The sequence below is a fragment of the Actinomycetospora flava genome (assembly GCF_037400335.1).
Lineage (GTDB): Bacteria > Actinomycetota > Actinomycetes > Mycobacteriales > Pseudonocardiaceae > Actinomycetospora > Actinomycetospora flava.
Window position 1 is genome coordinate 1,146,858 of the sequence record NZ_JBBEGM010000001.1, and the last position, 24,682, is coordinate 1,171,539.

Annotated in this window: 26 protein-coding genes; 10 read left to right on the plus strand and 16 right to left on the minus strand. The window is 74.2% G+C overall.

Annotation, left to right across the window (positions count from 1 at the left end; genetic code table 11):
• Window positions 1-13: 13 nt before the first annotated feature.
• Window positions 14-1,969, plus strand: coding sequence for a radical copper oxidase GlxA (glxA, locus tag WCD58_RS05675; RefSeq protein WP_337700360.1), 1,956 nt, complete (start codon window positions 14-16; stop codon window positions 1,967-1,969).
• A 29-nt stretch (window positions 1,970-1,998) separates the two neighbouring features.
• On the opposite strand, the gene WCD58_RS05680 is transcribed toward glxA, so the two are convergent.
• From WCD58_RS05680 to leuC, 5 genes are read right to left on the minus strand one after another with little or no spacing between them, the layout of a single operon-like run.
• The gene (locus WCD58_RS05680; protein ID WP_337700362.1) at window positions 1,999-2,262 is read right to left on the minus strand and encodes a hypothetical protein; all 264 of its coding nucleotides are present in this window, start codon (window positions 2,260-2,262) and stop codon (window positions 1,999-2,001) included.
• A 3-nt stretch (window positions 2,263-2,265) separates the two neighbouring features.
• Window positions 2,266-2,595, minus strand: a complete 330-nt coding sequence (locus WCD58_RS05685) for a DUF6247 family protein (protein ID WP_337700363.1) — start codon at window positions 2,593-2,595, stop codon at window positions 2,266-2,268.
• A gap of 51 nt (window positions 2,596-2,646) precedes the next feature.
• Window positions 2,647-3,471: a siderophore-interacting protein gene (locus WCD58_RS05690; RefSeq protein WP_337700365.1), complete on the minus strand. Its 825-nt coding sequence runs from the start codon at window positions 3,469-3,471 to the stop codon at window positions 2,647-2,649.
• 39 nt (window positions 3,472-3,510) lie between these two features.
• Complete coding sequence (leuD, locus tag WCD58_RS05695) at window positions 3,511-4,098, minus strand: 3-isopropylmalate dehydratase small subunit (RefSeq protein WP_337700368.1); 588 nt, start codon at window positions 4,096-4,098, stop codon at window positions 3,511-3,513.
• 11 nt (window positions 4,099-4,109) lie between these two features.
• Complete coding sequence (leuC, locus tag WCD58_RS05700; RefSeq protein ID WP_337700370.1) at window positions 4,110-5,522, minus strand: 3-isopropylmalate dehydratase large subunit; 1,413 nt, start codon at window positions 5,520-5,522, stop codon at window positions 4,110-4,112.
• A 43-nt stretch (window positions 5,523-5,565) separates the two neighbouring features.
• Between leuC and WCD58_RS05705 the strand changes: the two genes are divergently transcribed.
• The gene (locus tag WCD58_RS05705; RefSeq protein WP_337700372.1) at window positions 5,566-6,264 is read left to right on the plus strand and encodes an IclR family transcriptional regulator; all 699 of its coding nucleotides are present in this window, start codon (window positions 5,566-5,568) and stop codon (window positions 6,262-6,264) included.
• A 6-nt stretch (window positions 6,265-6,270) separates the two neighbouring features.
• On the opposite strand, the gene WCD58_RS05710 is transcribed toward WCD58_RS05705, so the two are convergent.
• Window positions 6,271-6,570: a DUF3040 domain-containing protein gene (locus WCD58_RS05710; RefSeq protein WP_337700374.1), complete on the minus strand. Its 300-nt coding sequence runs from the start codon at window positions 6,568-6,570 to the stop codon at window positions 6,271-6,273.
• A 362-nt stretch (window positions 6,571-6,932) separates the two neighbouring features.
• On the opposite strand from WCD58_RS05710, the gene WCD58_RS05715 reads away from it, so the two are divergent.
• Window positions 6,933-7,100, plus strand: coding sequence for a hypothetical protein (locus WCD58_RS05715; RefSeq protein ID WP_337700377.1), 168 nt, complete (start codon window positions 6,933-6,935; stop codon window positions 7,098-7,100).
• Window positions 7,101-7,110: 10 nt separating this feature from the next.
• A complete protein-coding gene (locus WCD58_RS05720) occupies window positions 7,111-7,821 on the plus strand; it encodes a hypothetical protein (protein ID WP_337700378.1) in 711 nt (236 codons plus the stop codon).
• Here the strand turns inward: WCD58_RS05720 and WCD58_RS05725 are convergent.
• The gene (locus tag WCD58_RS05725) at window positions 7,803-9,188 is read right to left on the minus strand and encodes a ferredoxin reductase family protein (protein WP_337700380.1); all 1,386 of its coding nucleotides are present in this window, start codon (window positions 9,186-9,188) and stop codon (window positions 7,803-7,805) included. The genes WCD58_RS05720 and WCD58_RS05725 overlap by 19 nt on opposite strands.
• 192 nt (window positions 9,189-9,380) lie before the next feature.
• Between WCD58_RS05725 and WCD58_RS05730 the strand changes: the two genes are divergently transcribed.
• Entirely contained in the window at window positions 9,381-10,364 is a 984-nt protein-coding gene (locus WCD58_RS05730; protein ID WP_337700382.1) for a hypothetical protein, read from the plus strand.
• Window positions 10,365-10,436: 72 nt separating this feature from the next.
• Here the strand turns inward: WCD58_RS05730 and WCD58_RS05735 are convergent, their stop codons facing one another.
• The 6 genes from WCD58_RS05735 to WCD58_RS05760 form a co-directional block, all read right to left on the minus strand.
• Entirely contained in the window at window positions 10,437-11,534 is a 1,098-nt protein-coding gene (locus WCD58_RS05735; protein WP_337700384.1) for a winged helix DNA-binding domain-containing protein, read from the minus strand.
• Between the two features lie 26 nt (window positions 11,535-11,560).
• Window positions 11,561-12,580 carry an amidohydrolase family protein gene (locus WCD58_RS05740; RefSeq protein ID WP_337700386.1) on the minus strand — a complete coding sequence of 340 codons (1,020 nt, stop codon included), beginning with the start codon at window positions 12,578-12,580 and terminating at the stop codon, window positions 11,561-11,563.
• Complete coding sequence (locus tag WCD58_RS05745; protein ID WP_337700388.1) at window positions 12,577-13,338, minus strand: NAD(P)-dependent oxidoreductase; 762 nt, start codon at window positions 13,336-13,338, stop codon at window positions 12,577-12,579. The genes WCD58_RS05740 and WCD58_RS05745 overlap by 4 nt, the downstream gene beginning before the upstream one ends.
• A complete protein-coding gene (locus tag WCD58_RS05750; protein ID WP_337700391.1) occupies window positions 13,335-14,414 on the minus strand; it encodes a 4-oxalomesaconate tautomerase in 1,080 nt (359 codons plus the stop codon). Before WCD58_RS05750 ends, WCD58_RS05745 begins: the two co-directional genes overlap by 4 nt.
• Window positions 14,411-15,103: a 4-carboxy-4-hydroxy-2-oxoadipate aldolase/oxaloacetate decarboxylase gene (locus WCD58_RS05755; RefSeq protein WP_337700393.1), complete on the minus strand. Its 693-nt coding sequence runs from the start codon at window positions 15,101-15,103 to the stop codon at window positions 14,411-14,413. Before WCD58_RS05755 ends, WCD58_RS05750 begins: the two co-directional genes overlap by 4 nt.
• Before the next feature lie 71 nt (window positions 15,104-15,174).
• The gene (locus tag WCD58_RS05760) at window positions 15,175-15,825 is read right to left on the minus strand and encodes a GntR family transcriptional regulator (RefSeq protein ID WP_337700395.1); all 651 of its coding nucleotides are present in this window, start codon (window positions 15,823-15,825) and stop codon (window positions 15,175-15,177) included.
• Between the two features lie 115 nt (window positions 15,826-15,940).
• Here WCD58_RS05760 and WCD58_RS05765 point away from each other — a divergent pair, with 115 nt between their 5' ends.
• Window positions 15,941-16,864, plus strand: coding sequence for an amidohydrolase family protein (locus tag WCD58_RS05765; protein ID WP_337700397.1), 924 nt, complete (start codon window positions 15,941-15,943; stop codon window positions 16,862-16,864).
• Window positions 16,861-18,228 (plus strand): MFS transporter, encoded by a 1,368-nt coding sequence (locus WCD58_RS05770; protein WP_337700400.1) that lies wholly within the window; start codon window positions 16,861-16,863, stop codon window positions 18,226-18,228. Before WCD58_RS05765 ends, WCD58_RS05770 begins: the two co-directional genes overlap by 4 nt.
• A gap of 94 nt (window positions 18,229-18,322) precedes the next feature.
• On the opposite strand, the gene WCD58_RS05775 is transcribed toward WCD58_RS05770, so the two are convergent.
• Window positions 18,323-18,688, minus strand: coding sequence for a hypothetical protein (locus WCD58_RS05775; RefSeq protein ID WP_337700402.1), 366 nt, complete (start codon window positions 18,686-18,688; stop codon window positions 18,323-18,325).
• A 227-nt stretch (window positions 18,689-18,915) separates the two neighbouring features.
• On the opposite strand from WCD58_RS05775, the gene ppk2 reads away from it, so the two are divergent.
• The gene (ppk2, locus tag WCD58_RS05780; protein WP_337700404.1) at window positions 18,916-19,863 is read left to right on the plus strand and encodes a polyphosphate kinase 2; all 948 of its coding nucleotides are present in this window, start codon (window positions 18,916-18,918) and stop codon (window positions 19,861-19,863) included.
• 3 nt (window positions 19,864-19,866) lie between these two features.
• Here the strand turns inward: ppk2 and WCD58_RS05785 are convergent, their stop codons facing one another.
• Window positions 19,867-20,202 (minus strand): bifunctional 3-phenylpropionate/cinnamic acid dioxygenase ferredoxin subunit, encoded by a 336-nt coding sequence (locus tag WCD58_RS05785; protein WP_337700406.1) that lies wholly within the window; start codon window positions 20,200-20,202, stop codon window positions 19,867-19,869.
• A gap of 238 nt (window positions 20,203-20,440) precedes the next feature.
• Between WCD58_RS05785 and WCD58_RS05790 the strand changes: the two genes are divergently transcribed.
• Window positions 20,441-21,874, plus strand: coding sequence for an MFS transporter (locus WCD58_RS05790; RefSeq protein WP_337700408.1), 1,434 nt, complete (start codon window positions 20,441-20,443; stop codon window positions 21,872-21,874).
• 69 nt (window positions 21,875-21,943) lie between these two features.
• On the opposite strand, the gene WCD58_RS05795 is transcribed toward WCD58_RS05790, so the two are convergent.
• Window positions 21,944-23,122: an NAD(P)/FAD-dependent oxidoreductase gene (locus WCD58_RS05795; RefSeq protein ID WP_337700409.1), complete on the minus strand. Its 1,179-nt coding sequence runs from the start codon at window positions 23,120-23,122 to the stop codon at window positions 21,944-21,946.
• Window positions 23,123-23,502: 380 nt separating this feature from the next.
• On the opposite strand from WCD58_RS05795, the gene WCD58_RS05800 reads away from it, so the two are divergent.
• Window positions 23,503-24,648 carry an aromatic ring-hydroxylating oxygenase subunit alpha gene (locus WCD58_RS05800; protein ID WP_337700411.1) on the plus strand — a complete coding sequence of 382 codons (1,146 nt, stop codon included), beginning with the start codon at window positions 23,503-23,505 and terminating at the stop codon, window positions 24,646-24,648.
• The last annotated feature ends 34 nt before the right edge of the window (window positions 24,649-24,682 follow it).

The window sequence follows — 24,682 nt, forward strand, 5'->3', positions numbered from 1 at the left end:
GGAGCTCCCCCCGGTGCGTCCGTCGAACACCCGACGCGTCCGCCAGGTCGTCCTCGTCGTCGTCGCCGCGGCCGTCCTGCTGGGCGTCAACGTCCCCCCGGCGTGGTCGTACATCAGCGAGTGGCGCCACGAGGAACTGATCAACAGCCCGGACTACATGAAGCAGTTCGGGCACTGGGACACGATCGACGTGCCCGAGGAGAGCCGGGTCAACGCGATCCACGCCGCGCTGCTGTCCTCGGGCAAGGTCCTGCTGATCGCCGGGTCGGGCAACAAGGAGGACATGTTCGCGACGCGGGCGCTCAAGAGCCTGCTCTACGACCCGGCCACCGGGCAGACGCGGATGATCCCGGTCCCCGACGACATGTTCTGCGGCGGCCAGACGACCCTGCCCGACGGGCGCCTGCTCGTCGCGGGCGGCACCCAGCGCTACGAGCGCCTCGACGGCGCGGTCACCAACGCCGCCGGCACGATGACGGTCAAGAACGAGGACCCGAACGTCCCGATGACGCTGCCCGAGGGAACGATCTTCGTCTCCCCCACCGGCGTGCGCTACCGGGCGGACGCGGAGACGCGGCTGCCGCCGGCTGCGAAGGCCGGGCAGGGCAGGCGCACGCAGGTGACGGCGTCGGAGGAGCAGGTCTTCGTCGAGGCCGTCGACCCCGGCCCCGCCGCGGTCACCCCCGCGCCCGCGCAGTACCAGGTGGAGGGCCTCCCGGTCGCCGTCGCGCGCAACGTGTACGGGCAGGGCAAGGAGATGACCCTGCGCAAGCAGGACTACCAGGGCACGAACCAGGCGTACACGTTCGACCCGGTCGAGGAGACGTGGTCGCGCGTCCCCGACATGGAGTTCCACCGCTGGTACGCCACGCTCACGCCGATGTCGAACGGCCGCGTGCTGACCACCGCGGGGCTCGACGGCGTCGGCGAGGTCCTCAACGGCCAGACCGAGATCTTCGACCCGGTGTCGAACACCTGGACCTCGCACAAGGACCTCACGCGCTACTTCCCGACCTACCCCGCGATCTTCGAGACCGACGTGCCCGGGCGGATGGTCTACACCGGCGCGAACGCGGGCTACGGCCCCGCGGAGCGGGGTCGCGACCCGGGCTTCTGGGACACCGACACCGGGACGTTCACGACGATCCCCGGCATGCGCGACCCCGACCTGCTCGAGACCGCGGGCTCGGCGTTCGTCGGGCCGGTGAACGACCAGCGCATGGCCGTCGTCGGGGGCGGCGGCGTCGGCGAGAGCCCACGGTCGACCGGGCGCATCGACTACCTCGACCTGCGCGACCCGGCCCCGCACTTCACGCCGGGCCCGTCGATGCCCGAGGGCGTGCGCTACCCGAACCTCGTCAACCTGCCCGACGACTCGACGCTGATCTCGAACGGCTCGCGCGACTACCGCGGCAAGGGCGGCACCAACAACCACATCGCCCAGCTGCTGCACCCCGACACCGGCCGGCTCACCCCCGCCGCCGACCCGGCCGTCGGCCGCGACTACCACACCGAGGCGATCCTGCTGCCCGACGGCCGCGTGCTCACGGCCGGCTCGGACCCGCTCTTCGACGACGAGCAGAACCTCGTCCCGGGCACCTTCGAGCAGCGGATCGAGATCTACAGCCCGCCGTACCTCTACCAGGGCGGCGCGCGCCCCTCGATCGGCAACGCACCGCCGACCCTGGCGCTCGACCAGACGGCGACGATCCCGACGCCCGACGCGGGCCACGTCCGCGGCGCGCGCCTGATCAAGGCGTCGACCGCCACGCACGTCACCACGACCGACATGCGCTCGGTCGCGCTCGACGTCAGCCCGGCGCCCGGCGGGGTCTCGGTGCACGTGCCGCCGAACCCGGCGCTGACCCCGCCGGGCCCGTACATGCTCTTCCTCGTCGACGACCGCGGCGTGCCCTCGGTGGCGAAGATGGTGAACGTCGGCCCGGGCAGGCGGGCGCTCCAGGACTGATGGCCTCCGGCCGTGTGAGGCGGCAGCCCTCAGTCGGGCAGCCAGATGATCAGCTCGACCTGGAGCGCGCGGTCACGATCGAGCACGAGGTAGACGATCATGCCGGCGAGGTCGGGCCCGAAGGCGGCCACGCGGACCTCGGCGTCCGGGTTGTCGTCGCGGACGGACGGCGAGCCCCACGGGTCCCCGGCGACGCGGTCCAGGGCGCGGACGAGATCGACACGGACAGCCGGCGGAAGAGCGTCGATCTGCTGCGCGACGTCCGGCGGGTGCGGCCGGACGTCGTAGCGCATCTCCTAGATGCCCGCCTTCTCGCGGGTGACGGCCAGGGGCTCGTCGGCGGGGCTCGCCTCGCCGGTGACCTGCTCGGCCACGCGACGCGCGAGGGCCGTGAAGCGGCCGCGGTCGCTCTGCACGATCGCGATCCGCCGCCAGTGCTCGAGCATGTCGAACAGGACCGTGAGATCACGGTGCCGCCTGAGCTCGTCGAGGGCAGCATCGAACGCGCTGTCGAATCTCACGCGGTCCTCCGGCAGCAGCGCCTCCCGGATCGCCTCCGGTGACGCACCCCGAGCCAGGGGGTGACGGTCGACCGGCTCCTGCTCGACCGAGTACATCGCCGCCATGCCCCTGCACGCTAGCGGAGAGGCCCGACGGCGACCGGCGGTTCGGGAGACCTAGGCCTTGTCGGCGCGCTTCTCCGCCTGGAACGTGTCCTCGTCGGCGCCGCGGCGCCAGTAGCCCGAGATCGAGAGCAGCTCGCGGGGCACGCCGCGGTCCTCGAGCAGGTGGCTGCGCAGCGCCTTCACGTCGCCGGTCTCGCCGTGCACGAAGGCGTGGACGGTGCCCGCCGGCCAGTCGGCGGCCCGGACGGTCTCGACGAGGTCCTCGCCGGCGTCGCGGTGCAGCCAGCGCAGGGACAGCGCGCCCGCGGTGGCCAGCGGCAGCTCGTCGTCCGGGCCGTCGACCTGGACCCACGCGTGCACCGGCGTCCCCGCCGGCACGTGCTCGAGCGCCGCCGCGATCGCGGGCAGCGCCGCCTCGTCGCCGACGAGCACGTGCGCGTCGGCCTCGGGCGACGGCGCGTAGGCCCCGCCCGGTCCCATCAGCGTGATCTCGTCGCCGGGCGCCGCGGCGAGCGCCCACGGTCCGGCGACCCCGGTGTCGCCGTGCACGACGAAGTCGATGACCATCTCGCCGGCCCGGTGGTCGAGCGAGCGGACGGTGTAGGTCCGCACGATCGGCCAGTCCTCGCGGGGCATCGCCTCGCGGATCGCCGCCACGTCGAACGGCGTCGGGTACTCCACGCCGGGGCGCGGGAAAGCGAGCTTGACGTACTTGTCGGTGAACCCGTTGTCGACGATGCCGTCGAGGCCCGGCCCGCCGAGCACGACGCGCACCAGGTGCGGGGTGAGCCGCTCGGTGCGCAGGACCCGCAACCGATGGCCCGGCCCGCCCTTCCGGGATCGCGGGGCACGGGCCTGGGTGTCGGGAGCAGCCATGATCCCGACACTACTCCTGCTACTTAGGACAACCTAAGTTCAGAGCGTGACGGGCTTGTGCGCCGGCCGAGTCGCCTCGTAGGCGTCGATGTCGTCGGCGTGGCGCAGGGTCAGCCCGATGTCGTCGAGCCCCTCCATGAGCCGCCAGCGTGTGTAGTCGTCGACGGTGAAGCCCACGGTGAGGTCGTCGGCGGTGACCGTCTTCGCCGCGAGGTCGACGGTCAGCTCGAGGCCCGGACGCTCGTCGATCTTCTTCCACAGCAGCTCGACGTCGGACTGCTCGACGGTGGCCGCGAGCAGGCCGGCCTTCGAGGAGTTGCCCTTGAAGATCTCGCCGAAGCGCGAGGAGATCACCACGCGGAACCCGTAGTCCATCAGCGCCCACACGGCGTGCTCGCGCGACGAGCCGGTGCCGAAGTCGGAGCCGGCGACCAGCACGCTGCCGTGCGAGAACGGCTCGACGTTGAGGACGAAGGCCGGGTCGGCGCGCCAGGAGGCGAACAGGCCGTCCTCGAAGCCGGTGCGCGTGACGCGCTTGAGGTAGACCGCCGGGATGATCTGGTCGGTGTCGACGTTCGACACGCGCAGCGGCGTGCCGATGCCGGTGTGGGTCGAGAACTTGTCCATGGCGGATCTCCTCAGGCGAACTGCGGTGCGAGGTCCTCGGGCGAGGACAGCGTGCCGCGCACGGCGGTGGCGGCGGCGACGAGCGGCGACACGAGGTGCGTGCGCCCGCCCTTGCCCTGGCGTCCCTCGAAGTTGCGGTTGGACGTCGACGCGCACCGCTGGCCCGGGGAGAGCTGGTCGGGGTTCATGCCCAGGCACATCGAGCAGCCCGCCGAGCGCCACTCGGCGCCGGCCTCGGTGAACACCGCGTCGAGCCCCTCGGCCTCGGCCTGCGCCTTGACGTGCATCGAGCCGGGAACGACGAGCATCTGCACGTCGTCGGCGACGTGGTGGCCGCGCAGCACGTCGGCGGCCGCGCGCAGGTCCTCGATGCGCGCGTTGGTGCACGACCCGAGGAACACGACGTCCACCGCGATGTCGCGCAGCTTCGTGCCGGGCTCGAGGGCCATGTACTGCAGGGCCTTGCGCGTGGCGGCCGCGTCGTCGTCGTTCATCGTCGCGGGGTCCGGCACGGTCTCGCCCAGCGGCAGGCCCTGCCCGGGGTTGGTGCCCCAGGTGACGAACGGGGTCAGCGCGTCGGCGTCGATGTGCACGACCGTGTCGAACTCGGCGTCGTCGTCGGTGCGCAGCTCGCGCCACGCCGCGACGGCCTCGTCCCACTGCGCGCCCTGGGGCGCGTGCGGGCGGCCCATCAGGTACTCGAACGTCGTCTCGTCGGGCGCGACCATGCCCGCGCGGCCGCCGGCCTCGATCGACATGTTGCACATCGTCATGCGCGCTTCCATCGACATCTCCCGCACGGCCTCGCCGCGGTACTCGAGCACGTAGCCCGCCCCGCCGCCGGTGCCGATCTGGGCGATGACCGCGAGGATGACGTCCTTGCTGGTCACGCCCGGGCGCAGCGCGCCGGAGATCTCGATGGCCATCGTCTTGAACGGCCGCAGCGGCAGCGTCTGGGTGGCGAGCACGTGCTCGACCTCCGAGGTGCCGATGCCGAACGCGAGCGCGCCGAACGCGCCGTGGGTGGAGGTGTGCGAGTCGCCGCAGACCACGGTGGTGCCCGGCTGGGTCAGCCCCTGCTCGGGGCCGATCATGTGCACGATCCCCTGGTTCTCGGTGCCCATGGGGAACAGGCGGACGCCGAACTCCTCGCAGTTGCGGCGCAGCGTCGACACCTGGGTCGCCGAGGTCTCGTCGGCGATGGGCAGGTGGAGGTCGCGGGTGGGGACGTTGTGGTCCTCGGTGGCGACGGTGAGGTCGGTGCGGCGCACGGGGCGGCCGGCCAGGCGCAGCCCGTCGAAGGCCTGCGGGCTCGTCACCTCGTGCACGAGGTGGAGGTCGATGTAGAGGAGGTCGGGCTCCTGGCCCTCTCCGTGGCGGACCACGTGCTGGTCCCAGACCTTCTCCGCGAGCGTGCGTCCCACGTCGTTCCCTCTTTCCCACATCCTGGGACTACGATGTCGTCCTGTGGGACAGGGTAGCGGTATCGGCGTGCTCGACAAGGCGGTGGTGGTCCTGCGGGCGGCCGCGGCCACGCCGTGTGCGCTCGGGGAGCTCTGCGAGCGCACGGGCCTGCCGCGCGCGACGGCGCACCGGCTCGCGGTCGGCCTCGAGGCGCACCGGCTCCTCGCGCGCGACGCCGACGGCCGGTGGCGCCCGGGTCCCGCGCTCGGCGAGCTGGCCCACGGCCACGGCGACCCGCTGCTCGCGGCCGCCGAGGAGGTGCTCCCCGAGCTCCGCGACCTCACCGGCGAGAGCGTCCAGCTCTACCGCCGCGACGGGTCGGATCCGTCGGTCCGCGTGTGCGTCGCCGCGGCCGAGCCGGCCAGCGGCCTGCGCGACACCGTGCCCGTGGGCGTGCGGGTGTCGATGACGGCCGGGTCGGGCGCCAAGGTGCTCGCGGCCTGGTCGCGCGACCCGTCGACCTTCACCGAGCCGGTCCTCGAGGAGGTCCGCCGGCGGGGTTGGGCCCAGAGCGTCGCCGAGCGCGAGGCCGGCGTGGCCAGCGTGTCCGCGCCCGTGCGCGATGCCACCGGCGTCGTCGTGGCCGCCGTGTCGGTGTCGGGCCCGGTGGACCGGATCGGCAGGCGCCCGGGCGCGCGCTGGGCGGACGCCCTGCTCACCGCCGCGCGCCGGCTGGAGGGCCGGCTCGCGGAGGTGGGGTAGCGGCCGCTAGTCCGGCTGCTTGCGTCCGCCGAAGACGGCGGGCCAGGGGTGCGCCGACCCCGGCCGCCGCCAGTGCCACACCAACATCGGCACCGCCGAGGTGACGATCAGCAGGAGGCCGTGGCCGACCGGCCCGATGGCGGCCAGGCCGACGCCCAGCAGGACGCCGACGACGAGCGCCGTCACCGACCACCAGTAGCTGCGGCGGTCGTCCTTCGGCTTCGCGAGACGGGCCAGCGCGGGATCGCTGCCCTCGATCTCGCGCTCGATGTCGGCCAGGATGCGTTGCTCACGTTCGTCGAGCACCAGGAGTCTCCCTCGGCGTCGTGCTGCCGACGACGGGAGCACCGAGGTGAGGTCGCGGGCCGCAGTCGCCGAATCACGCACCGAATTCCCCCCGTCGAGCAGGCAAAACGCCGACGACACCCACGTCACGACGAAGCGACGGCACGCGGCGGCGACCGGGTCGGACCGCGCCGCCTACACCCCGGGGCCGCGCTCCCCCGCTCGTCCCGGTCCGCCGACCGCCAGCCGAGCACGCGGCGCAGGCGGCGACCGGACGGGCGACCCGCTCCGGGACTGCGCGCCCATGACGTAGAGTCCTGCTCATCCGTTCGAGTGAGACCAGCGCCACGATCCCGGCGTGGTCGCGGCGAGAGGTGGCGGGCGTGAACATCGGACAGGAGCGGCGGATCCTGCAGGTCGAGCCCATCGTCGACCCCGTTCCCGAGCGGGACTTCCCCGACCGCCCGGCCCCGGTGCGCCCGCTCCTGCCCCGCCCGACGCCGCGCGCCGGGGCGGCGCCGCACCCCCCGCGTCCTGCTGCTGCGCGGTGACGCCGTCGCGGTGAGCGAGGCTCCGGAGGCCGCTCCCGGCCCCGCTCCCGACACCGCTCCCGACACCGCGACGCCCGTCGTCGGGTGGCGGCTGTGGCTGCTCGCCGGCGACCCGGCCGAGCCGGAGCTGTGCTCGCCCGCGGTCCCGGGCGTCTGGAGGCACCGGACGGCGATGACGGCGGCGTGCACGCGGGGGTGCGCGCGCTCACCGGCCCGGGACTGCGGCTGCGGCCTGTACGCGACCGCGACCCCCGAGCGGCTCCTGGCCGGGTTCGCCGAGGACGGCACGGTCCTGGGCTGCGTCGCGCTGTGGGGCCGCGTCGTCGAGGCGGACCACGGGTGGCGCGGCGAGGACGGGTATCCCCTGGTCCTCCTCGTGTCCCGGCCCGATCCCGCCGAGGACTACCTCTCCCCGTCCCTGGCCCACGCCCGGCGGGTCCGCCGGCTGGTGCGGGCGGGCGGGCCCGCGGCCTATGACGACACGGCCCTGCGCACGCTCGGCGACCGGTACGGCACCCCGGTCCGTCCGGTGACGGGCGCGCTCGCGTCGCTCCGGCACGACGGGTCGGTCACGCGGACCGCCGCGGCGCTGCGGGACGAGGCGGCCGGCGGCCTGGCGGCCCGCCGTCTCGGCGACGTCGCCGCGCGCCGCCGACTCGTCCGCGCCGTCGAGGACGTGGCCGCCGTGCTGGAGCGGCGCGGTCAGGCCTCGCCCGGGTAGCGCGCGAGCGACTCCCCGCGGTCCCGCCCCGCCGTCGCCGTCGGAGCCGGCGGGGACGCGCTGCCGGTCAGCGCCTTCAGCGGTCCCGTCCACCCGAACTGCTCGCTGTGGATGCGGGCCGGCGGGACGCCCAGCTCGTCGAGGGCGACGAGGGCGCCCGAGAGCAGCGACGGCGGCCCGCACACGTAGTACTCGAGGCGTCCGCGGGCGCGCGGGAGGATCTCGGAGATCAGGCCGGCGTCGATCCGCCGGCCGGCGGTCCGCAGGACCTCGAGGTCGAGGCGGCGCGCCAGCACCTCGAGCTCGGGCCCGAACAGCGGCTGGTCGGCGCGCTCGGCGAGCACGAGGCGGTGCAGCCGGCGGTCGCCGCGCTCGGCGAGCGTGCGCAGCATGCTCATCATCGGCGTGATCCCCACCCCGCCGGCGATCAGCACGAGGCCGTCGACCCGGTCCGGCGTCTCCGGGGTGAAGCTGCCGTGGGGGCCGTCCAGCCAGACCTTGCTCCCCGGCCCCATCCGGGCCAGCGCGCGGGTGAAGTCGCCGTTCGCGCGCACGGTGAGCTCGAGGCGGTCGGTCAGCTCGGCGCTCGAGGCGATCGTGAACGGGTGCTCCTGCACACCGACGACGCGGCGGTGCAGGCGCAGCCACACGAACTGCCCGGGCGCGAAACGGCGCAGGCCGCGCCGGCGGAACACCGGCGTGAGCGCGAGCGTCGCGACCTCCGGCCCCTCGTGGCGCACCCCGTACACCACGTACGCGCCGCGCTGGGAGAACAGCGGCTGCCAGACCCACCGCCGGCCGAGGACGGCGAGCAGCAGCAGCGCGAGCGCGGCGACGACGACCCGCATCACCGGGTCCTCGATGAGGTCGCCCATCCAGACGACGTGCAGCCCGGCGAGCAGCAGCGCCAGGGCGGCCGCGGCGACGTGCAGGCGCGCCCACCACTCGTAGCGGGTCCCGCGTCGACGGCCCCACGCCGCGGCACCGGAGAGCAGGACCATCCCGGCGAACGACGCGTACCCGAACTGGTAGCCCAGCGAGGCGGCGAACGGGTCGATCAGCTTCGGGCTCCGGACGACCGCGAGCACCGTGTGCGCGGCCACCAGCACCAGGGCGGCGACGCCGAGCCACCGGTGGGTGCCCATGACGCGGTCGATCCCGAACGCGGTGGTCAGGGCCTTGATGCGGGACGCGCCGACGGTCGTCAGCACCATCGCGACGGTGGCCACCAACCCGGTGACGACGATGCCCAGGCCCAGGAGGTGGCCGGGGTCGATGCCCTCCCGGCTCAGGTACACCGCCGGTGGGCCCAGCAGCAGGAGGACGAAGGCCGACGACCACGTTGCCCGTTTCGCGCGCTTCGACACGGCCCGAGACGCTAGGGGCGGTCCGCCGGCGGATCGTCCGCTCCTGAGAGTGACAGATCAACTCGGGAGACGGGCGGGCGTCTCCGCACGGCGAGCGCCGCTCGGACGCGTCATCGTTACGTCGATCGGACCATTCGAGCGAGCCGGATGCCGCGCCGACTCTCAGGGCCCGCCGTCGGGTAGACCGGGGGCGTGACTTCCCTGCTGACCGGACTCCTCCGTGGCACCGCCGCCGGCGCCGCCGGCACGACCGCGCTGAACGTCGCGACCCAGGCCGACATGGCGTGGCGCGCCCGCCCGGCGAGCGACACCCCCGTCGAGACCGTGTCCGCGCTCGCCGAGCGGGCCGACGTCGCGATCCCCGGCCGCCGCCGGGAGCGCCGCCACCGCCTCGAGGGCCTCGGCGGGCTCGCGGGCGCCGCGACGGGCGTGGCGGTCGGCGGCGTCGCCGGTGCCCTGCGCAGCGCCGGGGTGCGGCTCCCGGCCGTGCTCGGTGTCCCGGTGCTCGGCGCCGCGGCGATGCTCACGTCGGACCTGCCGACCGCGCGCCTGGGCCTCACCGACCTCCGGAGCTGGAGCTCGCGGGACTGGGCGGCCGACGTCGTCCCGCACCTCGCCTACGGCGCCGCCACCCACGCCACGCTCGCCTCGACCTTCCGCGCCGAGGACCGTGAGCGCGCCGAGCACCCGGAGCGCTTCCCCGCCCCGGCGACCGCGGGCGCCCTCGCCCGCGCCGCCGCCCTGGGCGCGGCGACCGGCTCGCGCAGCACCTTCGGTCTCGCCGCCGTCGCCTGGCGCGCCCGTCCCGGTGACGCGGGTCCGAGCGGTGCGCTCGCGGGCCGCGCCGGTCGGGCCGCCACCACGCTTGCGGCCCTCGGCGAGGCCGCCGGCGACAAGCACCCCGCCGTCCCGCCCCGCACGGCGCCGCCCGGGCTGGTCCCGCGCCTCACGCTCGCGGCGACCGGGGCGGACGTGCTCGCCCGGCGCGACGGGTACGAGGGCGGGCCGGGCGTGCTCGTGGCGACCGCCGCCGCGGCCGGCGCCGCCGTCGGCGGGGTGGCCCTGCGCGCCCGGGCCCACGAGCGCTTCGGCACCGACCTCCCCGGCGCGCTCGCCGAGGACGTGATCGCGAAGCTGCTCGCGCTGTGGGGCGCCGGGCGCGGCTCCGCGGGGTGATCAGGGGCGTCGTCATCCCCGTCGGCCGCCGCCGGAGGTGCGTGACGACGCCCGTGATCTCCGGGCGCCGGCTCAGCCGGGAGACGCCGCCACGGTCACGCGGTGGTGCGCGCCGGCCGAGAGGAAGCCGGCCAGCGCGCGTCCCTCCTCGGCGACCGCGGACCGGTCGGCGCGGGTGAAGCGGCGCCGCGGCGTGACGGTGACCGCGCCGTCGGCGGTCGAGGTCCAGGTGCCGGCGACGCGGCCGTCGACGAGCACCGCGCGCTCCCCCGCGACGGAGAGCCCGCGGTCGGCGTCGTCGACGATCCGGCTGCGGTCGTCGTAGCCCAGGATCGCGTTGTCGAACGCGGGCAGGAAGCGCACCGGCGCCGGGGTGTCGGGGTCGGGCCGCGGCGCGTCGGGGAGGTCGAGCAGCTCGCGGCCCCGCTCGTCGCGGAAGCCCACCAGGCGCTCGCGCACCGCCGCGACCGTTCCCGGCAGCCCGGCGAGTCCCGACCACGCCCGCAGGTCCGCCGACGCCGCCGGCCCGTAGGCGGCGAGGTAGCGCAGCACCAGCGACTCGCCCACCGGGTCGGCGCCGTCCGGCGCGGGCGGGTCGACCGGGCGGCCCAGCCACGACGCCACGAGCAGGCACCGCGCCGGACCCGCCTCGCCCCACAGCCCGCGCGGCGGCACCTGCACCACGGGCACCAGCGTGCCCAGGGCCTCGCCGAGCACCCGCGGCGCGACGTCCGGCCAGCGGTCGGCGAGCGCGCGACCGACCTCGGGCAGCGTGCGCGCCTCGTCGGTGATCAACCTGCTGCCGGCCGCGGCGAGCTCGTCGAGGTCCACCGCGGCGAGGTCCTGGCGGTAGACGCCGAGCAGGCGCTGGCGCAGCATCGCGTCGTGGCGCGACCGCCACGCGAGCGCGTCGTCGGCCGTGACGAGGTGGACGGTGCGGCGCATGAGGTGCGTCCGCACGACCCGGCGCGCCGCGAGGTGCCCGGACAGCTCGGCGGGGTCGAACCCGGCGAGGCGCGACCACAGCCCGACGTAGGGCTCCTGCGGCTCCTGGGCCTGCAGGCCGCCGAGGTGCGCGACGGCGTCCAGGGCCGGCAGCGGCGCCCGCTCGAGGAGGTGCTGGCGGGCGAGCGACGCACGGTTGAGCGCGCGCCGGTCGAGAACGGTCACGTCGGAGACCTTGGCACGAGTCCCCGTCAGCGCCCTCGTGCCCGCAGCCGCCGGTCCAGCCGCGGGTAGACGCGGCGGGCGTTGTGCTCGTAGACCCGCTCCCTGTCCTCGGGCTTCAGCGCCGACGCCTCGACGTAGCGGCGGGTGTCGTCGAAGGGGTGTCCGGTGCGCGGGTCGATTCCGCGCACGGCGCCGACCATCTCGGAGCCGAAGAGGATGTTCTCCGGCGCGATGACGTCGACGAGCAGGTCGATGCCGGGCTGGTGGTAGACGCAGGTGTCGAAGAAGACGTTGCCCATCACCGCGTCCTCCACCGGCGGGCGGCCGAGCATGTCGGCGAGCCCGCGGAAGCGGCCCCAGTGGTACGGCACCGCGCCGCCGCCGTGCGGGATCACCAGCTGCAGATCGGGGAGGTCGCGGAAGAGGTCGGCCTGCAGGAGCTGCATGAACGCGGTGGTGTCGGCGTTGAGGTAGTGCGACCCGGTGGCGTGGAAGTTCGGGTTGGTCACCGCCGACACGTGGACCATCGCCGGGACCTCGAGCTCGACCATCGCCTCGTAGAACGGGTACCAGTGCCGGTCGGTCAGCGGCGGCGCCGTCCAGTGCCCGCCGGACGGGTCGGGGTTGAGGTTGACGCCGACGAAGCCGAGCTCGTCCACGCAGCGGCGCAGCTCGGCGACGGAGTGCGCGATCGGCACCCCGGGCGACTGGGGCAGCTGGCCGACACCCGCGAAGTGCTCCGGGAAGAGGTCGACGACACGGGCGACCAGGTCGTTGCTCGCGCGCGCCCAGGCGGTGCTGACGGCCTCGTCGCCGACGTGGTGCCCCATCGCCGAGGCCCGCGGGGAGAAGATCGTCAGGTCGATGCCGCGCTCGGCCATGAGCCGCAGCTGGCTCCCCTCGACCGACTCGCGGATCGCGTCGTCGGGGATCCCGGGATAGGGCGGCGGGGTGTCGCCGGCGTCGGCCGCGGCCGTCTGGGCCTCGCGCCAGGAGGTGTGCGCGGCCGGCGCGGTCGTGTAGTGGCCGTGGCAGTCGATGATCATCGAGGGCCTCCGTCCCGCAGGGCGGCGAGCAGGTCGTGGGCGGCGGTGGCGGTGCGGGGCTCGACGCCCAGCTCGCGCAGCTGCTCGGCCGCGGCGGCCATCTCGTCGGCGCGGCGGCGGGCGTGGCGGTGGGTGCCGTCGACGAGCCGGTCGAGGGTCGCGGCGTCGAACCCGGCGAGCTCGGCGGCGATGTCGCCGGCGAGCCAGTCGGCGCACCCCGCGGCCTCCGCGCCGGCGAGCGCCTCGACGACCGCCGCGGCGAGGCCCTTGTAGAAGACGCTGCGCAGGAGCTTGCGGGAGATCGCGGCGCCCGCGGGCCCGGGCTGCACGGTGACCGACGCCCCGAGCGCGCCCAGCGCCTCGGCGTACCGCGCCGCCCCGTCGCCGGACACCAGCATCGGGGTGCGCAGGCCCTTGCCGGGCACCGGCGCCATGAGGGCGACGTCGACCACGGGCACGTCGGTCGCCGCGACCAGCGCCGCCTTCGTGCCCGGCGACGCGGTGTTGAGGTCCGCCCACAGCGTGCCCGGCCGCAGCCCGGGGCGGGCGTGCTCCAGGGCGGGGAGGGCGTCGTGCGAGCTGTTGGCGCTGAGCACGAGCTCGGCGTCGCGGACGGCGTCGGCCTCGTCGGCACGGGCCGCCACCCCGTGGACGTGCGGGACCGCCGGGTCGTAACCGCGCACGTCGGCACCGGCGGCGACGAGGTCGCGGGCGATCTCGGACCCGGCCTCGCCGAGGCCGAGCAGCGCGATCCTCACGACGCCGCCCGCGGGAACGCCAGGCCGTCGGCGAGCTTGCGCGCTGTGCGCACGACACCCGAACGGATCACCCGCGGCGGTGCGACGGTGGTGTCGACGGCGACGTCGACGAGGAAGTGGCCGGTGGGGTGCTCGACGTCGATGCGGGTCGCGCCGTCCGGCCACTCCTGCGCGATCTCGTGGCCGACCGCCCCGGGCAGCAGCATCCCGGTGACCACGCTGACGGCCGCGAGCACCCCGACCGCCGTGTGCGGGCGGACCGGGATGAACGAGCGCGTCATGACGTGGCCGCCGTCGGCGGGCGCCGCGAGCAGGACCGTCTTGGGCACCGAGGAGTCGGCGACGTCGCCGAGGCCCATCAGGGCGCCTGCCTTGGTCCGCAGGGCGTCCACCCGCTGCGCGAGCGCCGTGTCCGCGGCCAGCTCGTCGTGGCTCTCGTGGCCCGTGAGGCCCAGCGTGGACGCGAGTGCCAGCACGACCGGCATCCCGTTGTCGACGCAGGTGACCTCGGTGCCGTCGACAGTGTCGCGGACCCGACCGGTCGGCAGCAGGGCGCCGGTGGCCGAGCCCTCGGTGTCGGCGAACGCGAGCGTGATCGGCGCGGCCGTGCCCGGCACGCCGGCGATGGCGACGTCGCCGCGGTAGGTCACGCGCCCGTCCGGGGTGGGCACGGTGGCCGTCGCGACGCTGTCGGAGTTGACCATGCGGATGCGCACGTCGGTGGCGCCGTCCGTGGCGGGGACCAGGCCGCGCTCGAGCGCGAACGGGCCGACGCCGGCGAGGATGTTGCCGCAGTTCTGCCGGTCGGACACCGTCGCCTCCTCCACCCCGAGCTGCAGGAACAGGTAGTCGACGTCGGCGTCGGCGCGCTCGGACGGGCTGACCACCGCGACCTTGCTGGTCAGCGACGTCGCCCCGCCGAGCCCGTCGATCTGGCGGGCGTCGGGGGTGCCCATCAGCCGCAGCAGCAGGTCGTCGCGGGCGGACGGGTCGGCGGGCAGGTCCTTCGCCTCGAGGTAGAGCCCGCGCGAGGTGCCGCCGCGCAGGATCATGACGGGGACGCCGTCCTCGGTCATCCGGCCTCCCCGTGCCGCTCGTACTCGATCCCGAGCTCCTTCAGCCGCTCGCGCAGCCCGTAGCGGTCGAGGCCCAGCTCGCCGCGCCGGAATGCCGCGCGGCTCGCCTCTTCCTTCTCGACCCGGGCCTGCGACGCGGTGAGCGCCCGCGCCACGTCGCCGCGCGGGACGACCATGACGCCGTCGTCGTCGCCGAGCACGACGTCGCCGGGATGCACGACCTGGTTGCCGAGGGTGACCGGGACGTTGACCGCGCCCGCCGTGGCCTTCACCGAGCCCTGCGCCGAGACCGCCCGCGACCAGGCCGGGAAGCCGATCTCGCGCAGGTCGGCGACGTCGCGCAGGCCGCAGGCGAGCACCACCCCGCGCACGCCGCGCTGCGCCAGCGACGTCGCGAGCAGCTCGCCGAACAGCCCGTCGGTCGAGGGGGAGGCCGTGGCGACGACGAGCACGTCGCCGGGCCGGCACTGCTCGACGGCGACGTGGATCATCAGGTTGTCGCCGGGCCAGCACAGCGCCGTGACCGCCGTGCCACCGGTCCGCGCCCCCGCCCACGCCGGCCGGAACTCGGGGCCGAGGTAGCCGGTGCGCCCGAGCGCCTCGTGGACCGTCGCGACCCCGTACCCGCCCAGCGCCGCCGCGTCGTCGACGTCGGCGCGCGGCGGGTCGGTCACCACCACCGTCCTCATACCTGCCTCCTCGCTCGGTCCCTTCCGAGCATCGGAGGTGTCGCCAAGATTGTCAACAATCTGCGCGACGGTCAGGTGGCGGCGGGGCTCCCGACCTGCGGCAGGGTCTCGATCACGCTCGCGAGGTGCGCCCGCATGGCGGCCTCGGCCCGGCTCGCGTCGCGCGCGCAGATCGCCTCGACGATCTCCAGGTGCTGCGGCAGCGACACCGACGCGCGCCCGGGCAGCAGGGCCAGCCGGTACTGGTGGCGCACGTTCTGCCCGCGCAGACGGTCGAGCACCGCGTCCGCGACGCCCTGGTCGGCGACGGCCCGCACGGTCGTGTGCAGCCGGCGGTTGAGCTCGGAGTAGGCGAGGACGTCGCCGCCGTCCACGGCGGCGCGCATGTCGTCGCCGATCCCGCGCAGGGTCGCGAGGTCCTGGTCGCTCGCCCGCTCGGCCGCCTTCGCCGCGCACAGGCCCTCGACGACCATGCGCACCTCGGAGATCTCGATCGCCTCGTCCAGCGACACGGCCCGCACCCGTGCCCCGCGGTTCTGGATCCGCTCGACGAGCCCCTCGCCCGCGAGCTGCACCAGGGCACTGCGGACCGTGGCCCGGCTGGCGTGGAACTGCGACGACAGGTCGACCTCGATGAGCCGCTGACCGGGCACGAAGTCGCCCTCGAAGATCGCGCGACGGACGTTGTCGACCACGTCGCCGGACTCCACCGCGGGACTCACGACGCCGACCTTAGCACCGAGAACGCGGACGAAATTGTTGACAATCCTTGCGCCGATCCTGGCGACCGTGGAAGCTCACACCCCGACGACCGGCACCGACGACGGGAGGACGGCCGTGGCATCCGCACCCACCGCCGGGTGGCTCACCTGGGACCCGGCGCCCTCGTCGCCGACGGTGGCGCTGCCGCCGGGCACCGTCGACGCCCACTGCCACGTCTTCGGGCCCGCCGACGTGTTCCCCTTCGCCCCGGAGCGCAAGTACACGCCCACCGACGCCGGCCGCGACCAGCTCTTCGCGCTGCGCGACCACCTCGGGATCGCGCGTCAGGTGATCGTCCAGGCGACGTGCCACGGCACCGACAACCGCGCGCTCGTCGACGCCCTCGAGGCCGCCGAGGGGCGGGCGCGCGGCGTGGCCGCCGTGCGCGGCGACGTCACCGACGCCGAGCTCGCCGCCCTCCACCGGGCCGGCGTGCGCGGGGTGCGCTTCAACTTCGTGAGACGCCTGGTCGACGCGGCCCCGACCGAGGAGCTCACCGCGGTCGCGGAGCGGATCGCGCCGCTGGGCTGGCACGTCGTCGTCTACTTCGAGGCGGCCGACCTGCCCGATCTCGAGGACTTCCTCGGGCGCCTGCCGGTGCCGGTCGTCGTCGACCACATGGGCCGCCCGGACGTCACCGCCGATCCCGACGGTCCCGGCTTCGCCCGCTTCCTGCGCTTCGTCGAGCGCCACGACGTCTGGGTCAAGGTCAGCTGCCCGGAGCGCCTGAGCGTCACCGGCCCGCCCGCCGTCCGCGGCGAGCGGCACGCCTACGCCGACGTGGTGCCGTTCGCCCGCCGGGTGGTCGCCGAGGCCGGCGACCGCGTGCTCTGGGGCACCGACTGGCCGCACCCCAACCTCACCGACCACATGCCCGACGACGGGCTGCTCGTCGACCACGTCCGGCACCTCGCGCCCACGCCCGGGGCCCGGCAGCGCCTGCTGGTCGACAACCCGACGCGCCTGTACTGGCCCGAGGAAACGGAGGCGGCGGGATGACCGCAGCCACGACCCCGAACGCCCAGCAACGCCTCGACCGCCTCCCGATCGGCCGGTTCCACGTCGTCACGCTGGTCGCGGTGTCGTTCGCGTACTTCTTCGAGTTCGCCGACATCAACACCTTCGCCGTCACCGCGCCGCGGCTGCTCAAGCTCTGGGGCGTCACGGTCGACCAGGTCGCCTACGTGACCTCGACGTCCTTCGTCGGCATGTTCCTCGGGTCGATCGGCGCCGGCGCGCTCGCGGACCGCGTGGGCCGCAAGCCCGCGCTCACCGCCACCGTGGTCTTCTTCGGCGTCTTCTCGCTGGTGTCGGTGTTCTCGTGGGACGTGGTGTCGCTCGGCGTCTTCCGCTTCCTCACCTCCGCCGGGCTCTCGGCGATGACGGTCGTCGCGGTCATCTACGTCAGCGAGCTCTTCCCGGCCGCGCGCCGGGGGAAGTACCAGGCGTACGCGATCGCGATCGGCATCTGCGGCACGCCCGCGACCAGCCTCATCGCCAGCTTCGTCGTGCCGCTCTCGGACTGGTCGTGGCGGCTGGTCTACCTGTGGGGCGCGCTCGGCCTGTTCTTCCTCTTCTTCCTGGGGCGGCTGAAGGAGTCGCCGCGCTGGCTCGAGAACCGCGGCGAGCACGAGCGTGCCGACGCGGTGCTGAGCGAGATCGAGGAGTCGGTGGCCGCCGAGAAGGGTCCGCTGCCGGAGCCGGCGGCGCGCACCCCGGAGCCCGCGACGGCGGACGGCGACCCGTGGTGGCGCGTGCTGCTGCGGCGCCGGGTGCTGCTGCCGACGCTGCTGCTCTGCGTCCTGTGGGTCACGCAGACCATCGGCTTCTTCGGCTACTCGAGCTGGGCGCCCACCCTGCTCGCCAAGCAGGGCTTCAGCGTCGAGAACTCGATCTTCTACGTCGCCCTCACCACCATCGGCGCGCCGCTCGGCTGCCTGCTCGCCGCCGCCGTCACCGACCGGTTCGAGCGCAAGTGGTGCCTGGCCGTCTTCGGCGCGGTGATCGGCCTCTGCGGCCTGCTCTACGGGCTGACCTTCGACCCGGTGCTCATCGTCGTCTTCGGGTTCCTCGTGAACCTCGTCGAGCGCGGCTACACGGCGCTGGCCTACGCCTACTCCCCCGAGCTGTTCGACACGCGGACACGCTCGCTCGGCACCGGAATCTCCTACGGCGTCGGGCGGCTGTCGAACGCCGCCGGGCCGCTGATCATCGCCGCGCTCTACACCGGCAACGGCTACCAGGCGGTCTTCGTCTTCATCGCCGCCACCTGGGTCGTCGGCGCGATCGCCGTGGCCCTGTTCGGCCCGCGCACCAAGCAGCGCGCGCCGGTCGCCGCGGCGCCGAACCCGGTGGGGGCCTGACGGCGACCCGGAGGAGGTCCGCGCCGCCCGGGAGAGATCACGGGTGTCCTCATGCACCTCGCAGCGTTCCGCAGGTGCACCTCGACGCCCCTGATCACCCGCGGCGGCCCCACCACCCGCGCAGGTGCAGGACCGCGAGCAGGCCCACGGACACCGCCACGATGAGCACCGCGAACGCCGGGTGCATGTCCTTGGTCAGGCTCGGCGCGCGGTCGGGACCGATCGCCCAGAGCGCGAGCGGGGTGGCGTAGGCGACGGCGAGCGCGGCCGCCCACCAGCGCAGGGCGCGCAGGCGCACGTCGCGCAGGACGCCGACCACGACGACGGTGACGGGCACGATCGCGAGCATCGCGAACCCGCCGACGATCATCACGGGCACGACCCAGGCGGCGACGAGCACCGGGCGCGGGGTGCGGGTGGCGCCGGTCGGGGCGGGAGCGGCGGTCGGGGTGACGGTCATGGCGGCCTCCGAGAAGAAACGAGAGCAGTGCTCACATCGTGCACCACGTCGCCACGCAAGACAAGAGCACTGCTCTCGCAGGCCGCCTCAGCCCGTGACCGCGGACCTCGCACGCAGAGGAGCTCAGCGAACGCCACGTTCACTGCGACCCCCGGGGTGGGCAGCGGCACAGCGGCACAAGGACTGCTGTTCACCCGCCCGCCACCTGGCGCGGCGACGATGCGCCGATGACCGACGACGCCCAGGCCCCCGACCAGCTCGACATCGACGGGGCGTCCGTCCAGGACCACGGTGACGACGACCCGTTGCTCGTCGGCGCGGACGGGCTGCCCGTCGACACATGGCGCGAGGGCTACCCGTACGCCGAGCGGATGCCGCGCGAGGAGTACGAGGAGGACAAGCGCCTCCTGCAGATCGAGCTGCTGAAGCTGCAGAACTGGGTGCGGGACTCGGGCAGCAAGATCGTCGTGCTGTTCGAGGGCCGCGACGCCGCGGGCAAGGGCGGCACGATCAAGCGCTTCATGGAGCACCTCAACCCGCGGGACGCCCGGGTCGTGGCGCTGGAGAAGCCCAGCGAGCGCGAGCGGACGCAGTGGTACTTCCAACGCTACGTCGAGCACCTGCCCGCGGCCGGCGAGATCGTCCTGTTCGACCGCAGCTGGTACAACCGCGCCGGCGTCGAGCGGGTCATGGGCTACACCGAGGCCCGCGAGTACATGGAGTTCATGCGTGCCGCGCCCGACCTCGAGCGGATGCTCGTGCGCAGCGGCATCCACCTGGTCAAGTTCTGGTTCTCGGTGTCGCGCAACGAGCAGCGCACCCGCTTCCTCATCCGCCAGGTCGACCCCGTGCGGCGCTGGAAGCTCAGCCCGACCGACATCGCCTCGCTCGGCCGGTGGGACGAGTACACCGCCGCCAAGGAGGCGATGTTCTTCTACACCGACACCGCCGACGCGCCGTGGACCGTCGTGAAGAGCAACGACAAGAAGCGCGCCCGGCTCGAGGCGATGCGCTCGGTGCTCTCGCGGTTCGACTACCCCGAGAAGGACCGCGAGGTCGTCGGCACGCCCGACCCGAACGTCGTCGGGCCCGCCGCCTCGCTGTTCGAGCACGGGGAGGACAGCACCGCGCCCGCGGCGCCGCCGCTGGCGATGCCGAAGGGCACCCGGGGCTGAGGCCTACTCCGCCCGGGCGAGCTCCCGCGCCTCGACGCGCACGGTCTCCTCGACGTAGACCGACCCGCCCTCGACGGAGACGCTGTGGGTCCGCACCGGCTTCTTCGCCGGCGGGCCGCTCGGCTGCCCGGTGCGCAGGTCGAAGCACGCCGCGTGCAGCGGGCACTCGACCGCGCACCCCTCGAGCCACCCGTCGGACAGCGACGCGTCCTGGTGCGTGCAGGTGTCGTCGATCGCATAGAGCTCGCCGTCCGCGTTGAAGACCGCGATGGCCACCGAGCCCTGCACCCGGACCGACTCCCCGACAGGGATGTCGGACAGCTCGCCCACGTAGATCATTTCGGCTCCTGTTGCGCTGTGCGCATCGAGTCCTGTCATCCGCAACACAGAGCCTGAGGCTTGGGAATCGCGACGTCAAGGGCAGTGGCCGACGTCTGACAGGTTTAACGTTGCGGCAATACCCGCTGACTGATACGCATCTCATATGTCAGCGACGCCGGGCTGACACCGTGGTCGGGGTGTCACACTCCGCGGCGGGTCGGGCCCGTCCACCGTCGTCGGCCCGAGGAGTGGTGACATGGGCGAGCACGCGCAGCCGCGGCGGCGCGGCGGCGTGCCCCGGGCGATCGAGGGCGAGCACACCGTGCGCCGGGCCACCGCCGCGGCGGCGGTCGGCAACGTCGCCGAGTGGTACGACTTCGGGCTCTACTCCTACCTGGCCGGCGCGGTGCTGTCCCGGGTGTTCTTCCCCGACGCGGGTCCGTGGGCCGCCGTGTACACCCTCGGTGCCTTCGCCGCGGCCTTCCTCGTGCGCCCCCTCGGCGGGCTCTTCTTCGGCCCCCTGGGCGACCGCATCGGGCGCACCCGGGTGCTCTCGGTGACCGTCGTGCTCATGGCGGTGGCCACGCTGCTGCTCGGCCTCGTGCCCAGTCACGGGGCGATCGGCGCGGCCGCCCCGGTCCTCGTGCTCGTCATGCGCATGCTGCAGGGCTTCTCGGCCGGCGGCGAGTACACCGGCGCGCTGACCATGATCGCCGAATACGCACCGGACCGGCGCCGCGGCTTCTTCGGCAGCTGGCTCGAGTTCGGGACGATCACCGGCTACACGCTCGGCGCGGGCATCAGCGCCGCGCTGATCGCCCTGCTGCCCGACGAGGACCTGCTGACCTGGGGCTGGCGGCTACCGTTCCTGCTCGCCCTGCCGCTCGGCGTCGTCGGCATCTACCTGCGACTGCGGCTCGAGGACACGCCGGCGTTCCGACAGCTCATGGAGCGCTCCCCCGCCCTCGCGACGATGCCGCTGCGCCGCGCGCTGCAGATCCTGTGGGTCCGCTACCGGCGCGCGCTCGTGGTCGCGGGTGGTCTCGTCGTCGCCTGGAACATCACCAACTACGTGCTCACCAACTACATCCCGATCTACCTCACGAGCACGCTGGGCGAGCACGGCGAGACGGGCACCGAGAAGGCGACCTCGACGGCGCTGCAGGTGGTCGTGATGGTCGCGATGCTGTCGGTCATCACGTCGCTGGGACGGCTCTCCGACCGCGTCGGGCGCCGTCCCGTGCTGCTGGCGGGCAGCCTCGCCCTCGTCGTCGGCGGCCTGCCCGCGGTGTGGCTGCTGCGCCAGGGCCTGCTCGGCCAGCTCGGCGGGCTCGCCCTCATCGGGGCGTGCCTGGTCTGCTTCGCGGCGGTCGCGCCGTCCACGCTGCCCGCACTGTTCCCGACGCTGGTGCGCTACGGGGGCCTCGCGCTGACCTTCAACGTGGCGGTGTCGCTGTTCGCGGGCACGGCGCCGACCGTCATCGCCGCGGCGACGACCGCGACGGGGAACCTCGACTGGCCCGGCTACTACCTCGTCGCCGCGGGCGTCATCGGCGTGGTCAGCGTCGTCTTCCTGACCGAGTCCGCCGGGCGCCCCCTGCCCGGCGCCGCGCCCCTGGCGTCCAGCGCCGAGCTGCCGCCCCCGGCCCTCTCGGAGGACGGGGTCCCCCTCGAGCCGCCGCGGGACTGAGGACTGACGCCGTGTGCGTGTCCTGGGTCGCCCGGGCGACCCAGGACACGCACATGGCCCGGAGGGCCCTCAGGCGGCCTGCGGCCGGCCCAGCTCGCTGCGGCGCACGCGCCCGAACTGGCGCGGGTTCGCCATCGCGAAGACGCCGGTCGTGACGCCCCGGTCGTCGACGTAGCGCGCGACGAAGCGCCCGTCCGCGGGGTCGCCGTCGACGACGTCCACGTGGTCGTGCGCGGAGGGGTGGCCGGCGAGCTGGAGCATGCGCCCGTACTGCTCGGACCACACGTAACCGCTGGGGCGGAAGGTGGCCTGTGCGCGGCCGGCGAGCAGGTTGGCGGCCGCGACCGCGGCCTGTTCCCCGGCGCTGGTCCAGTGCTCTTGACGACGACCGTCGTGGCGCGCCACGTCCCCGACCGCGACCACGTTCGGGAGGTCGGTGACCATGCCGGCGTCGGTGCACACGCCGTTCTCGACCCGCAGGCCGGAGCCGTCGAGCCACCCGGTGTTCGGCGTGATGCCGATGCCGACGACCACGACGTCCGCCTTGACGGTGGTGCCGTCGCCGAGCTCGACGCCGACGACGCGGCGGGCGTCCGGGCCGGCGGGCACCGTCGCGAGGCCGGCCACGGCGGCGCCCGGGCGCAGGTCGGTGCCGTGCTCGGCGTGCAGGTCGACGCAGCTGCGGGCGATCCGCGGCCCGAGGACCGGCGCGAGCGGCAGCGGCAGGCCGTCGAGGACGGTCACCTCGAGGCCCATCGCGCGGCACGTCGACGCGACCTCGGCGCCGATGAAGCCGCCGCCGACGATCGCGACGCGCGGCGAGCCGTCGCGCAGCGCGCGCCGCAGCGCCAGGGCGTCGTCGAGCGTCCGGAGCGTGTGCACGCCCTCGACGCCCTCGGTGCCGGGCAGCCGGCGCGCGCTCCCGCCGGTGGCGAGCACGACGCCGTCGGTGGCCACGTCGGTGCCGTCGGCGAGCACGACCCGGCCGCCGGCGGGGTCGAGGCGGGCCGCGGTGGCCCCGAGCCGCAGGTCGAGGGCGAGCTCCGCCTCCTCCTCGGCGTCGAGCAGGCCGATCCCGTCGACGTCGACGCCGCCGTCGAGGAACGCCTTCGACAGCGGGGGTCGGTCGTAGGGCCGGTGGACGTCGTCGCCGACCAGGACCAGGCGGCCGTCGTACCCGGCCGCGCGCAGGGCCTCGGCCGAGCGGATGCCGGCGACCGATCCGCCGACGATCGTGATGGTGTGCATGGCGGGCTCCTCGAGGGCCTCGACAGGGGAGAGGGACCGGCGGCGGACACCCCACGATCTGGAGTGCTGCGTTGCGCAATGGGAGACGCGATGCGTCGTACGCAACTTCGAACCGTGGGAGACCCGAACCCGCTTGTCAAGAGGGGTTCGAGGTGGAGCTGTGACACACCCGCGCGCGAACTCGCCCGCGCGCTCTCTTGACAGGCGACCTGGCGGTCATCGACCGTGGTGTTGCGCATGACGGATCGTGTTCCTCATAGCGCAACTCATCGGCGAGTCGGCGTCAGGCCGTCGGTTCGCTCCCGCATCGGGTCGCGACCGTTCCGCCGGTCGGACGACGCCCTTCCCCCCGCTGGCGCACCTCGAGGAGCACGGATTCCATGACCACCGGAGAGATCGCACCGGAGATCGCGGCGCCGGCCCTGCCGGCGAGCCTGCGCGGCACCCTGCCGGGCCGGTACTACACCGACCCCACGATCTTCGCGGCCGAGCAGGCCCTCATCTTCGAGACCGGCTGGTTCTGCGCGGTCCTGGCCGCCGACCTGACCAGGGCCGGCGACTTCGAGACGGTGCAGATCGGGCGCGAGAGCGTGATCGTCGCCCGCGGCCGCGACGGCGGCGTCAACGCCCACCTCAACGTCTGCCGCCACCGCGGCGCCCGGATCTGCACCGAGGAGAAGGGCAGCGTCCGGCGCTCCTTCCAGTGCCCGTACCACGCGTGGACCTACGGCCTCGACGGCAAGCTGATCTCCGCGCCGAACATCGGCGAGATGCCCGACATCGACCGCGTCGAGTACGGCCTGCACCGCGTGCACGTCCGCGAATGGCTCGGGTACGTGTGGCTGTGCCTGGCCGAGGAGCCGCCGTCGTTCGAGGACACGGTGATCGCCGACGTCACGGCCCGGCTCGGGGCGCCCGACGCGATCGTCGGCTACCAGGTCGCCGACCTGAAACTGGGCCGGCGCATCGAGTACGACGTGAAGGCGAACTGGAAGCAGATCGTCGAGAACTTCATGGAGTGCTACCACTGCGGGACGATCCACCCCGAGCTCACCGAGGTGCTGCCGGAGTTCGCGAACGGCCTCGCCGCGCAGTACTTCGTCGGGCACGGCGCCGAGTTCGGCGAGGACGTCGCCGGGTTCACCGTCGACGGATCCGCGGGCCTCGAGCGCATCCCCGGCGTCGGCGAGGACCAGGACCGGCGCTACTACGCCATCACCGTGCGCCCGCAGGTGTTCATCAACCTCGTGCCCGACCACGTGGTGTTCCACCGCATGTTCCCGCTCACCGCGGAGCGCACCCTCGTGCGCTGCGACTGGCTCTACCTGCCCGAGGTCGTCGACTCCGGCGCCGACATCGACCGGTCCGTCGAGCTCTTCCACCGCGTCAACCAGCAGGACTTCGACGCCTGCGAGCGCTGCCAGGTCTCCATGGACTCGCGCTCCTACGCCCGCGGCGGCGTCCTCGTCCCGAGCGAGCACCACATCGGCGAGTTCCACGACTGGGTCGCGCAGCGCGTCGGCTGAGCATTTCCGAGAATCACGTCCAGAAAGCCAGGAG

What these genes read in the sequence shown, in the direction of transcription:
- WCD58_RS05680 (WP_337700362.1), bottom strand. Translation starts at nt 2,262, where the DNA reads ATGCGCTACGACGTCCGGCCGCACCCGCCGGACGTCGCGCAGCAGATC.
- WCD58_RS05685 (WP_337700363.1), bottom strand. Translation starts at nt 2,595, where the DNA reads ATGGCGGCGATGTACTCGGTCGAGCAGGAGCCGGTCGACCGTCACCCC.
- WCD58_RS05690 (WP_337700365.1), bottom strand. Translation starts at nt 3,471, where the DNA reads ATGGCTGCTCCCGACACCCAGGCCCGTGCCCCGCGATCCCGGAAGGGC.
- leuD (WP_337700368.1), bottom strand. Translation starts at nt 4,098, where the DNA reads ATGGACAAGTTCTCGACCCACACCGGCATCGGCACGCCGCTGCGCGTG.
- WCD58_RS05740 (WP_337700386.1), bottom strand. Translation starts at nt 12,580, where the DNA reads ATGATCATCGACTGCCACGGCCACTACACGACCGCGCCGGCCGCGCAC.
- WCD58_RS05750 (WP_337700391.1), bottom strand. Translation starts at nt 14,414, where the DNA reads ATGACCGAGGACGGCGTCCCCGTCATGATCCTGCGCGGCGGCACCTCG.
- WCD58_RS05755 (WP_337700393.1), bottom strand. Translation starts at nt 15,103, where the DNA reads ATGAGGACGGTGGTGGTGACCGACCCGCCGCGCGCCGACGTCGACGAC.
- WCD58_RS05770 (WP_337700400.1), top strand. Translation starts at nt 16,861, where the DNA reads ATGACCGCAGCCACGACCCCGAACGCCCAGCAACGCCTCGACCGCCTC.
- WCD58_RS05775 (WP_337700402.1), bottom strand. Translation starts at nt 18,688, where the DNA reads ATGACCGTCACCCCGACCGCCGCTCCCGCCCCGACCGGCGCCACCCGC.
- ppk2 (WP_337700404.1), top strand. Translation starts at nt 18,916, where the DNA reads ATGACCGACGACGCCCAGGCCCCCGACCAGCTCGACATCGACGGGGCG.
- WCD58_RS05785 (WP_337700406.1), bottom strand. Translation starts at nt 20,202, where the DNA reads ATGATCTACGTGGGCGAGCTGTCCGACATCCCTGTCGGGGAGTCGGTC.
- WCD58_RS05790 (WP_337700408.1), top strand. Translation starts at nt 20,441, where the DNA reads ATGGGCGAGCACGCGCAGCCGCGGCGGCGCGGCGGCGTGCCCCGGGCG.
- WCD58_RS05795 (WP_337700409.1), bottom strand. Translation starts at nt 23,122, where the DNA reads ATGCACACCATCACGATCGTCGGCGGATCGGTCGCCGGCATCCGCTCG.
- WCD58_RS05800 (WP_337700411.1), top strand. Translation starts at nt 23,503, where the DNA reads ATGACCACCGGAGAGATCGCACCGGAGATCGCGGCGCCGGCCCTGCCG.